General features: G+C 60.6%; 12 protein-coding genes. 9 read left to right on the top strand and 3 right to left on the bottom strand.

Annotated features, from left to right (window positions below; translation table 11 throughout):
- Window positions 1–1,857: DUF2075 domain-containing protein (locus P792_RS26625; RefSeq protein WP_023978368.1), on the top strand; the 1,857-nt coding region annotated here is incomplete at its 5' end.
- Window positions 1,858–1,987: 130 nt separating this feature from the next.
- Window positions 1,988–2,338: an ArsC family reductase gene (locus tag P792_RS26620; protein WP_023978367.1), complete on the top strand. Its 351-nt coding sequence runs from the start codon at window positions 1,988–1,990 to the stop codon at window positions 2,336–2,338.
- A 25-nt stretch (window positions 2,339–2,363) separates the two neighbouring features.
- Here the strand turns inward: P792_RS26620 and P792_RS26615 are convergent, their stop codons facing one another.
- Window positions 2,364–2,927, bottom strand: a complete 564-nt coding sequence (locus P792_RS26615) for an HNH endonuclease (RefSeq protein ID WP_023978366.1) — start codon at window positions 2,925–2,927, stop codon at window positions 2,364–2,366.
- 138 nt (window positions 2,928–3,065) lie between these two features.
- Between P792_RS26615 and gluQRS the strand changes: the two genes are divergently transcribed.
- A complete protein-coding gene (gene gluQRS / locus P792_RS26610; RefSeq protein ID WP_023978365.1) occupies window positions 3,066–3,923 on the top strand; it encodes a tRNA glutamyl-Q(34) synthetase GluQRS in 858 nt (285 codons plus the stop codon).
- Here the strand turns inward: gluQRS and P792_RS37960 are convergent.
- Both P792_RS37960 and argH read right to left on the bottom strand, forming a co-directional pair.
- A complete protein-coding gene (locus P792_RS37960) occupies window positions 3,908–4,045 on the bottom strand; it encodes a hypothetical protein (RefSeq protein ID WP_023978364.1) in 138 nt (45 codons plus the stop codon). The genes gluQRS and P792_RS37960 overlap by 16 nt on opposite strands.
- Entirely contained in the window at window positions 4,042–5,502 is a 1,461-nt protein-coding gene (argH, locus tag P792_RS26605) for an argininosuccinate lyase (protein ID WP_023978363.1), read from the bottom strand. Before argH ends, P792_RS37960 begins: the two co-directional genes overlap by 4 nt.
- A gap of 60 nt (window positions 5,503–5,562) precedes the next feature.
- Between argH and P792_RS26600 the strand changes: the two genes are divergently transcribed.
- The 6 genes from P792_RS26600 to P792_RS38600 all read left to right on the top strand — a co-directional run.
- Window positions 5,563–6,336: an N-formylglutamate amidohydrolase gene (locus P792_RS26600; RefSeq protein ID WP_023978362.1), complete on the top strand. Its 774-nt coding sequence runs from the start codon at window positions 5,563–5,565 to the stop codon at window positions 6,334–6,336.
- Entirely contained in the window at window positions 6,333–7,205 is an 873-nt protein-coding gene (locus P792_RS26595; protein ID WP_081866661.1) for a shikimate dehydrogenase, read from the top strand. The genes P792_RS26600 and P792_RS26595 overlap by 4 nt, the downstream gene beginning before the upstream one ends.
- A gap of 97 nt (window positions 7,206–7,302) precedes the next feature.
- A complete protein-coding gene (gene coaE / locus P792_RS26590) occupies window positions 7,303–7,890 on the top strand; it encodes a dephospho-CoA kinase (protein ID WP_023978360.1) in 588 nt (195 codons plus the stop codon).
- On the top strand, window positions 7,887–8,564 hold the full coding sequence (dnaQ, locus tag P792_RS26585) for a DNA polymerase III subunit epsilon (protein ID WP_023978359.1): 678 nt from the start codon (window positions 7,887–7,889) through the stop codon (window positions 8,562–8,564). Before coaE ends, dnaQ begins: the two co-directional genes overlap by 4 nt.
- The gene (locus tag P792_RS26580) at window positions 8,561–9,502 is read left to right on the top strand and encodes a glycosyltransferase family 9 protein (RefSeq protein WP_031240519.1); all 942 of its coding nucleotides are present in this window, start codon (window positions 8,561–8,563) and stop codon (window positions 9,500–9,502) included. The genes dnaQ and P792_RS26580 overlap by 4 nt, the downstream gene beginning before the upstream one ends.
- Window positions 9,503–9,614: 112 nt before the next feature.
- A partial coding sequence (locus P792_RS38600) for a glycosyltransferase (RefSeq protein ID WP_369794220.1) occupies window positions 9,615–9,920 on the top strand: 306 nt, incomplete at its 3' end.

Below are 9,920 nucleotides of genomic sequence, written 5' to 3'. Positions count from 1 at the left end.
TTGCCGTTCAGCGTTGAGCAGACACAACGCGGAGCTTGGATCTATCAAATTAGACATCTCCGGAGATTGCTTCAGGCGTTTCCGACGGCCCACGCCTTTATGGAATTTCTCATCCCTCGGATGGGGCGGCGGGCCGATTTGGTTTTGTTGCTCCACGGCATCGTATTCGTAATCGAATATAAGATCGGCGCGAAATATCTAAGCCGCGGGGATCTTGATCAAGTTTACGGCTACGCACTGGATCTCAAAAACTTCCATGAAACGAGCCATACTCTCCCCGTCGTTCCCATTGCTGTAGCAACATCGTGGCAGGCACCTTCGACACCTGAGTATCGGTCCGACGATGACGGCCTGTTGAAGCCAATCGCGTTAGGCGAAAATGATCTCGAACGGGCTATCCGAGAAATTTCCAACCTAAACACAACCCCTGCTATTGACCCATTGAGATGGGAAGCCGGTCGCTATCAGCCGACACCGACGATTATTGAAGCCGCGCAGGCGCTATATCATGGTCATTCGGTCCACAGCATATCGCGTTCGGAAGCCGGCGCGGAGAACCTGACGCAGACTGCTCAATACGTTGCGCGCGTGATCGAAAACGCGAAGCGCGAGCATCGCAAAATGATCTGTTTCATTACGGGGGTACCAGGATCAGGTAAGACATTGGCCGGTCTTAACCTAGCCACCGATCGTCAACGCGCTCATGCTGAGGAACATGCCGTGTTCTTGTCGGGCAACGGCCCATTAGTCGAGGTGTTACGGGAAGCCCTGACGGTTGACGCAGTGAAAGCGGCGAAAGAAAAAAACAAGGACAGCAGCAAAGTCCGGGAGCGCCGCCGCGCTGAGGCCTTCATTCAGAACATCCATCATTTCCGCGACGAGGCCTTGAATTGTGTTTCACCGCCTGCCGAAAAGGTTGTCGTGTTCGATGAGGCGCAGCGCGCTTGGGACGTCGAGCAAACATCAAAGTTTATGCAACAGAAGCGAGGACAGTCGGGGTTCTCAATGTCAGAGCCTGCGTTCCTCCTTTCGGTCATGGATCGGCATCCAGATTGGTGCGTAGTGGTTTGCCTGGTTGGTGGTGGGCAAGAGATCAACACGGGCGAAGCAGGCATCGATGAGTGGCTGCGCGCGCTTGAGGGGATTTTCCCCCATTGGCGGGTCCATCTCTCCCCAGAACTCACCTATGAAAGCGTATTGCCTAATCGGGAGCTGGCTGCTCCTTTGCATTTATCGACGTCTATCCGATCGTTCCGCGCTGAACGGCTATCAGAATTCATATCGTATGCCGTCGCCGGGGACGCGGCGCGTGCACGGCAGGTGAGACAAGGGCTTACTCGTTTTCCGCTTTTGGTGACCCGTGATTTAGAGGCTGCGCGGCGTTGGCTCCGCGCTAAGCGTCGAGGGCAGGAGCGAAGCGGTTTGCTGGCGTCGTCAAACGCTGTGAGACTTCGGCCCTGTGGGCTATTTGTAAAAGCGAAGATCGAGCCGCAACATTGGTTTCTTGGGCCGCATGATGATGTCCGATCCTCAGATGCGCTCGAGGACGTGGGCACAGAATTCGAGACTCAAGGGCTAGAGCTGGATTGGACCTGCGTTTGCTGGGACCTCAATTATCGCCGGGAAGGCCACGCATGGACGAGCTTCCAGTTCAAAGGGACTCGTTGGCAGCGAGTTAATGATTCTGCGAGACAGCGCTACGTGGCGAACGCCTATCGGGTTCTCCTTACCAGAGCACGTCAAGGCATGATCATCTTTGTTCCTGAAGGCTCCCCTGAGGATGTCACCAGGCCGGAGCGCGCCTATGACGAGGTCTACGAATTTTTGCTTGGCTGTGGATGTGATCCGTACTCCTGAGGGGCGAAAAGAAGGCGATGATCGTCTTTGCGATAATGTCGAACGCTACCGGTAAGCGCCGCCATCCATGGTATGATACTGCCCAGAGTTGGGTATAGACATTTACGAGGAGGGGTAATTGGAGCACGGGGTGACTATTTACGGAATCACGACCTGTGACACTGTGCGCAAGGCGCGGCGCTGGCTGGATGCCGAGGGTGTTGCCTATCGCTACCATGATCTGCGCAAGGATGGGCTGAGCGCTGAGGAACTGGCGGCTTGGGTGAAGGCTGTTGGGTGGGAGAAACTGCTCAACAAATCGGGGATGACGTTCCGTAAACTGCCTGAGACGGACAAGCAGGTCAGCACGGAAGCTCAGGCTGTAGCGCTGATGCTCGCGCATCCGACCGTCATCAAGCGCCCTGTTCTGATGCGTGACGGAGCGGTGACGCTTGGGTTCAAGCCCGAGCTCTATGCGGCAGTTTTTGCGCCCACTTCCTGAGGGGAAGCGGGCGAGAGGGTAAAACTCAGCCCTCCAACTCGCTGTCCCAGTACAGATAATCGCGCCAGCTTTCATGCAGGTAGTTTGGCGGAAAGCTACGGCCATTCTCCTGCAGGCGCCGTGTCGAGGGCTGCACGGGCCTGATACGCGGGTGCATGCCAATCTCGGCGGGGAGCTTCGACCCCTTGATCAGATTACACGGGCTGCACGCCGTCACGACGTTTTCCCAGGTGGTGCGGCCGCCTTTGGCACGAGGGATAACGTGATCAAAGGTCAGCTCATGCGTGGGTAATCGGTCGTGGCAGTACTGGCAGGAGAAGTTGTCACGCAGAAAAACGTTAAACCGCGTGAAAGCCGGTCGTCGCGCTGTGGGAATATACTCCTTCAGCGCAATAACGCTGGGCACGCGCATGACGCAGCTTGGCGAATGGACCTCGATATCGTCGTATTCACTCAGGACCGAAACCCGGTCGAGAAACACCGCCTTGACGCTTTCCTGCCAGGACCATAGCGATAGCGGGAAGTATGAAAGCGGACGAAAATCCGCATTCAGAACAAGGGCGGGGAAATGCTGGGCGCTGGCAAGCATCGATCGCATCCTCTTTTACAGGGCGGCACGATCGGATTATCTCAAGCGCGACGGGAAACCAGCGCCTATAGATACGCGCCGTCTGTCTTATCGGTCTGACTATTTCAGCTTTCCGTGAGCAGGGCAAGCGAAGGTTTGATGACAGGATTTCGCACACGTTTCGCACCGAGCCCGACGGGTTTTCTGCATCTGGGTCATGTTGCTTCGGCTTGTCATGCGCGGGATATGGCGGGGCATGACGGAACATTCCTGATCCGCATCGAGGATATCGACCCGCAGCGCTGCCTGCCTGCCTTCACGCAGGCCCTTCTGGACGATCTTCTGTGGCTGGGGTTCGAAAGCGCGGAGCCTGTCATATGCCAGTCAGCCCATCTGCCTTACTACCGGTCCATGCTGGATAGATTGCGCGAACAGGGGTTGGTTTATGCTTGCACCTGCTCAAGGGCCGAAATGCAGGTGGGTGCGGCGGGCATCGCGCCGGATGGGAGTGCCGTTTATGGCGGGCATTGCCGTGGTCGGCATGGCCAGATTGTGCCGGATCAGTCGCATGTCTGGCGTCTCGATATGAACGCAGCACTAAAGCGGCTCGGGTGTATCCCCTCCTGGCAGGAAGGGGCACAATGCATTGAGGGGCGGGCGCAGGATTTCGGGGATGTCGTGCTGGGACGGCGCGATAATGGCGTTTCATACCATCTGTGCGTCACCTGCGACGATGCCCGTCAGGGCATTACCTGCGTCACACGAGGCGCGGATCTTTACGAGGCAACCTCGGTGCACCGTGTATTGCAGGAATTGCTTGGTTTTGTGGCTCCGCTTTATGCTCATCACCGGCTGATCTGCGATGAAACCGGGCGCAAGCTTTCAAAGCGGGATGGTGCCGAGAGCCTGCGTGCCCTGCGGGAAAAGGGGATGAACGCGGCTGCCATTATCGCTCTGGCGCGCTCATCCATTGCCCGGACGCCCCTCAACGGTAGGGCGGATTACTCCGGCGGGTAGTTATGAGGGTAGGTGATCTTGCTGGCCGGGCCGGGGGCGTGGGGTGCGCCCTTCTTGCCGCAGCCGGTGAGCATGAGCGCGCCTGCCAGGGCCAGGCCGAGAATTCGGGTCGTGCGGGTCATGCTGCGTTCTCCTCAAGGCGTGACAGCCAGAGCCCTGCTGCGCGGGCAACGTTCTCCGGCGCTGTGCCGCCCTCACTGGTGCGCGAGGCGAGGGAGGATTCCACGGTCAGCACATCGAAAACGCTGGCATCGATCTGCGGCTCGACGCTCTGCATTTCCTCCAGCGTGAGATCAGCCAGATCGCAGCCTTTGGCTTCGGCCATGCCAACAAGCCGGCCCGTGACATGATGCGCCGTGCGGAAGGGCAGACGCAGCACGCGCACCAGCCAGTCCGCAAGGTCGGTTGCGGTCGCGAAACCGGCACCGGCGAGGGCGCGCATCTTGTCTGTGTTGGCAGTCATGTCGCGTATCATGCCATCCATGGCAGCAAGAGACAGGGTTGCGGCCTCGGTAGCATCGAATACCGGCTCCTTGTCTTCCTGCGTGTCCTTGGCATAGGCCAGAGGCAGGCCCTTCATCACCATCAGCAGGCCCATGAAATCACCCGTGATGCGCCCGACCTTGGCGCGCACCAGCTCGGCGGCATCAGGGTTTTTCTTTTGCGGCATGATGGAGGAGCCGGTGGTGAAGCCGTCTGAAAGCCGTACGAAGCTGAACGGTGCCGAGCACCACAGCACCAACTCTTCCGACAAGCGCGACAGATGCATACCGAGCAGCGACAGAGCCGAAAGATATTCGAGGGCGAAATCGCGATCGGACACCGAATCGAGCGAGTTGGCCGTGGGGCGGTCAAAGCCGAGCTGAGCAGCCGTGAAGCGCCGGTCGATCGGGAAAGAGGTGCCTGCAAGCGCTGCAGAGCCGAGCGGACATTCGTTCAGACGTGCGCGGGCGTCGCGCAGGCGGTCGCGATCACGGGAGAGCATCTCGACATAGGCCAGCAGATGGTGCCCGAACGTGACAGGCTGGGCGACCTGCAGGTGGGTAAAGCCCGGCATGGCGTCAGCAGCGTGTTCCAGTGCCCGTGTCGCCAGAGAGCGCATGAGCGCGGTAACTTGCCCGCTGATTCCGTCAATGGCGTCGCGCACCCACAGGCGGAAATCGGTGGCAACCTGGTCATTGCGCGAGCGCGCTGTATGCAGGCGCTTGCCAGCCTCGCCGATACGATCGGACAGGCGTGCCTCGATATTCATGTGAATATCTTCAAGATCCTGCGAGAAAGGAAAATTCCCGGCTTCGATATCACGGGCAATGCCGTGAAGCCCGTCACGGATCTCCTTTTCCTCGGCCGCCGTCAGCAGACCCACGCGGGCGAGCATGGCAGCGTGAGCCAGCGAGCCGCGAATATCCTGACGCCATAGCTTGCGATCGAAATCGATGGACGCATTGATGTCGGCCATGATGGCAGCCGGACCGGCCGCAAAGCGCCCGCCCCATTGCGGGTTGGCCAGACGCGCTTCGGTCTGGGTGGGAGTATCGCTCGATGGCTGCGGCTTGGTCTCGGTCACGGGGTTGTCCATGGCATGGGGATTGTGGTCAAGGTGGGCTAACCTAGTCAGTCAGCAAGGTGCGCGCAATTCATGAGCGAGCTTCCCCCTCTTCTCGGCCCTGAAGATCCGCGGCCCTACCGGGTAACGAAAGCCGCAGGTGCATCGCCGTTCATTCTCGTGAGCGACCACGCAGGGCGTGAGGTACCCAGAGCGCTGGGGCGTCTTGGGGTGGAGGAGACCGATTGGGGGCGACATATCGCCTGGGATATCGGTATCCACGGGGTTGGTGTGCAGTTGCAGACGCTGCTCGGCGCTGATCTGGTCGAGCAGGTCTATTCCCGTCTCGTGATCGACAGCAATCGCGCACCCGGTCATCCGACATCCATCCCGGCCGTGTCGGACCATACAACCATAGGCGCGAATGTGGCGCTTAGTGCCGCCTGTCGGGCGCGTCGTGAGCGCGAGATACTTCACCCCTATCATGACCAGATCGCAGCACTGCTACGCCAGCGGCAAACGCCCGTGGCCCTGATCGCTCTGCATAGCTTCACGCCGCGCATGAACGGGAAGGATCGTCCCTGGCATGTGGGGATTCTGCATCATCAGGATACGCGCTCGGCGCGAATTATGCTCGACCTGCTGCGGCAGGAGGGGGATCTGTGCGTGGGGGATAATGAGCCCTATGTGCTGACCGCGACATCGGATTATACCGTGCCGTATCATGCAGAGCAGGGCGGTCTGCCCTATCTGGAGATAGAGATCCGTCAGGATCTGATTGAAAACGAGGTAGGACAGATATCTTGGGCACAGAGACTGGCGCGGCTGTTGCCGCTCTACTGGAACGCCATCTCGACGGCGCATTGAACCTTGCAGACGCCAAGGCTGAACTTGCGGCGCTTTTTCCGCACGGCCAGCCTATTCTGGCGGCTGTAACGGGATGGCCGCTCGCCTATACGCGCTCGCCCATCCTGCATAATTACTGGTGCGCGGCTTACGGAATAGACGGTCTTTACCTGCGTCTGCCGCTGGCGCCGGAACGCTTCGTGGCCGGGGTACATGCATTGCAGGCGCTTGGCTTTGCTGGCCTGAATGTCACGATCCCGCATAAGGAAGCCGCTTACAGTCTGGCTGGCAAGCACACGCATCAGGCCAGACGGGCAGGGGCCGTGAATACGCTGGTCTTTTCACCCGTTGGCACCATCCTCGGCGATTGCACCGACGGCACGGGCTATCTGGACTCGCTCGATCAGGCAGGGATTACCCTGCCGCGCAAGACACTGGTGCTTGGCGCTGGAGGGGCCTCGCGGGCCGTTTGTGCGGCGCTGCTCGATGCGGGATGCGACCTGGCCATTGCCAATCGTACCCGCGGCCGCGCCCAGTCGCTTGTCGAGGCATTGGGGGGCGGCACCGTTCTGGACTGGCAGGAATGGCCAGAAGCTCTCGCCTCTTACGGGCTTCTGACCAACACCACGTCGCTGGGTATGGCCGGGCAGGAAACTCACGACTGGGCCGCAACACTCGCGTTGGCGTCGTCCGATCTCGTGGTGTCCGATATCGTCTATATGCCGCTCGAAACGCCTCTTCTGGCTGCGGCGCGTGCTCGCGGACTCGAAGGGGTCGATGGGCTCGGCATGCTGATCAATCAGGCACGGCCGGGTTTTGCTGCGTGGTTCGGTCGCGAGCCGCAGGTGGATGACACGCTGCGGGCACGTCTGATCGAGACGATCGATTGAGCAGGGCTGCGTCAGGGGTGCCGGATTGAGTTCCAAAACGCGCATCGGGGTTGTTTGCCCTCGCAAGGACTGGCGGCCTCATCGTGCAGGCACCGTCGTGATCGGCCTGACGGGCGGCATGGGAGCAGGCAAGAGCACGGTCGCGCGATTTCTTCATAGGGCTGGATGGCCGGTTTTCGATGCGGATCGCGCTGTCCATGCCCTTCAGGCGAAAAATGGCGCGGCTGTTCCGGCACTCGCCCGGCTCTGGCCGGAAACGGTGAAAGAAGGGGCGGTCGATCGCGCAGCTCTGCGACAGACCGTCATCGGGCATCCGGAGCGCATTGCAGCCCTTGAGGCGATTATCCACCCCCTCGTTCGCAGGGCGAGGCAGGATTTCCTGCGGCAGATGCGCCGGCGCAGAATGCGGTTTTGTGTGCTGGATATCCCGCTTCTTTTCGAGACCGGAGCCGATCGTGACTGCGATCTGGTCGTTGTGGTGACGGCGCCGTTGCCTGTGCGCCTGCGCCGGATCATGCGCCGACGCTCAATGAGCGAGGCCCAAGCGCGTGCATTGCTGTCACGTCAGATGAGCGATAACGAACGCAATCGGCGCGCCGATCTGCTGTTGCGTAATGGCCTCTCGCGCGGCCATACCGCGCAGCAGATGAAACGCATGATGAGAACCCTGGAGAACGCAGCATGAAAAGGTCCATCCTTTTCGATACGGAAACCACAGGGCTCGACCCGGCGACCGGCGATCGCGTGATCGAAATCGCAGCGCTCGAACTGATTGACGATCTCCCGACCGGGGAGGCGTTCCATGTGCTGATCAACCCCGAGCGTGACGTGCCGCCCGAGGCCAGCCGTGTGCACGGCTTCACGCTCGATGACCTGCTCGATAAACCGAAATTTGCCGAGATTGTGGACGGTTTTTTAGCCTTCATCGGCAATGATGAGATGATTGCCCATAACGCGCCGTTCGATTTTGGCTTCATCAATGCCGAACTCAAGGCATGCGGCAAGGCGCCCCTCGATCGTGCGCGTATGATCGATACACTCGAGATGGCCAAGAAACGCTATCCCGGTCTGCCCAACTCGCTCGATGCGCTGTGTCGTCGTCATGACATCGATCTGTCAGCACGTACCACCCATAATGCACTGCTCGACTGCAAGCTGCTTTCCGAGGTCTATCTGGAGTTGATGGGCGGTCGCCAGCGCGGTCTGGGTCTGGCGGTGTCTGGGAGCGGCGGTGGTGTTGCCACCTATCGCGGCAACCCCGATCGCAGACCGCGCCCCATGTCCCCGCCGGATGAGGCGACGAAAGCGGCTCATGAGGCCTTCGTAGCGGGACTGAAAGAGCCGATCTGGCTGCAATGAAACGCATCCTGTTCATCACGGCCAACCGTCTGGGTGATGCCGTCATCTCCTCCGGTGTGCTGGCCGAATTGCGCCGCCTTCACCCGGATGCCCGCATCACCGTGGCTTGCGGGCCTGTCGCAGCGAGCTATTTCGAGCCATGCCCCTCGGTCGATAGGGTAATCGTGGTCAGCAAGAAGCGCTACGACCTGCATTGGCTTGGCCTGTGGTGGGGCTGTGTGGGCACGTTCTGGACCCGGATTGTCGATCTGCGCGGTTCGGGCGTCTCGCTTTTCCTGCCGACATTGCATCGCCGTATCCTGCGCGGTGGCCGTCGGCCGGGCGCGCGTATCGGCCATCTGGCAGCGTTGTTTCGGGGCACGAAGACGCTCATGCCCGAAATCTGGTGTCGTCCGGAACAGGTGGATCTCGCTGCCGAAATTCTGCCGGCGACAAGGCATTATTGCGCCCTCGCGCCGACCGCCAACTGGGAAGGCAAGATCTGGCCCGCCCCGCACTTCATCGAGGTCGGTCGGGCCATGCAGGCACGAGGGCTGACCCCTGTCATTTTCTATGGCCCCGGCGAGGCAGAGAAGGCACTCGCACGGCCCGTCATCGAGGCGCTTGCGGCATCCGGCCTAGAGGAGGGGAGAGGCGCCATTGATCTTGGCGGAGAAGGAAGCCTTGGCCTCGTAGGTGCCTTGCTGCGCCGCTGCGCCCTGTTTGTCGGCAATGATTCGGGGCTGATGCATCTTGCGGCGGCGGCCGGTACGCCAACACTTGGTCTCTTCGGCCCCAGTCGCGCCTCGGAATATGCGCCGACGGGCAGGAAGGCACATTTCGTTGCGGCGCCCGGCCCGGAGGGCAAGGCCCCGATCGCTGGGCTCACTGTTGCGACCGTTCTGACCGAAATCGAGACCCTGCTGGCAGAAGAGGAAGAGGCGCATCATGGCGGTTAAGAAGGTCGGTGCGGGTGCAGAATCGGCGTCTGCCAGTCAGGCGATGCGTGAGCGGGAGGGCAATCTGAGCCTGCCGGAGCGACATTTCACCCCTCTGCGCATAGCTCACGTCATGGCGGGCGCACGTAGTGGGGGCGCCGAACTTTTCTATGAACGCCTGTGCATGGCCCAGCATGAGGCCGGTCATGATGTCAGGGCGATCCTTCGTCGTGATCCTGCGCGCGAAGCGCGGCTGGGTGCTCGGCATGTCACCACTGAGGCCATGCGTTTCGGTGGGCGGCTCGATCTGCTGACGCCTGGGCGTCTGCGTCGCTCCCTCAAACGGTTTCAGCCTGATGTGACCATCGCCTGGATGAGCCGCGCCGCCCGTATGATGCCGGCAGGGCCGTGGCCTGTCGCGGGAAGGCTGGGCGGCTAT

The sequence above is a fragment of the Asaia sp. SF2.1 genome (assembly GCF_000505765.1).
Classification (GTDB): Bacteria; Pseudomonadota; Alphaproteobacteria; order Acetobacterales; family Acetobacteraceae; genus Asaia; species Asaia bogorensis.
Note: the sequence above shows the minus strand (reverse complement) of the source record. Positions and strands in the feature narration are given on the sequence as shown.

Coding starts and splice junctions, on each gene's coding strand:
- dnaQ (WP_023978359.1), top strand. CDS start 7,887: ATGAAAAGGTCCATCCTTTTCGATACGGAAACCACAGGGCTCGACCCG.
- P792_RS37960 (WP_023978364.1), bottom strand. CDS start 4,045: ATGACCCGCACGACCCGAATTCTCGGCCTGGCCCTGGCAGGCGCGCTC.
- P792_RS26580 (WP_031240519.1), top strand. CDS start 8,561: ATGAAACGCATCCTGTTCATCACGGCCAACCGTCTGGGTGATGCCGTC.
- P792_RS26615 (WP_023978366.1), bottom strand. CDS start 2,927: ATGCTTGCCAGCGCCCAGCATTTCCCCGCCCTTGTTCTGAATGCGGAT.
- gluQRS (WP_023978365.1), top strand. CDS start 3,066: ATGACAGGATTTCGCACACGTTTCGCACCGAGCCCGACGGGTTTTCTG.
- P792_RS26600 (WP_023978362.1), top strand. CDS start 5,563: ATGAGCGAGCTTCCCCCTCTTCTCGGCCCTGAAGATCCGCGGCCCTAC.
- argH (WP_023978363.1), bottom strand. CDS start 5,502: ATGGACAACCCCGTGACCGAGACCAAGCCGCAGCCATCGAGCGATACT.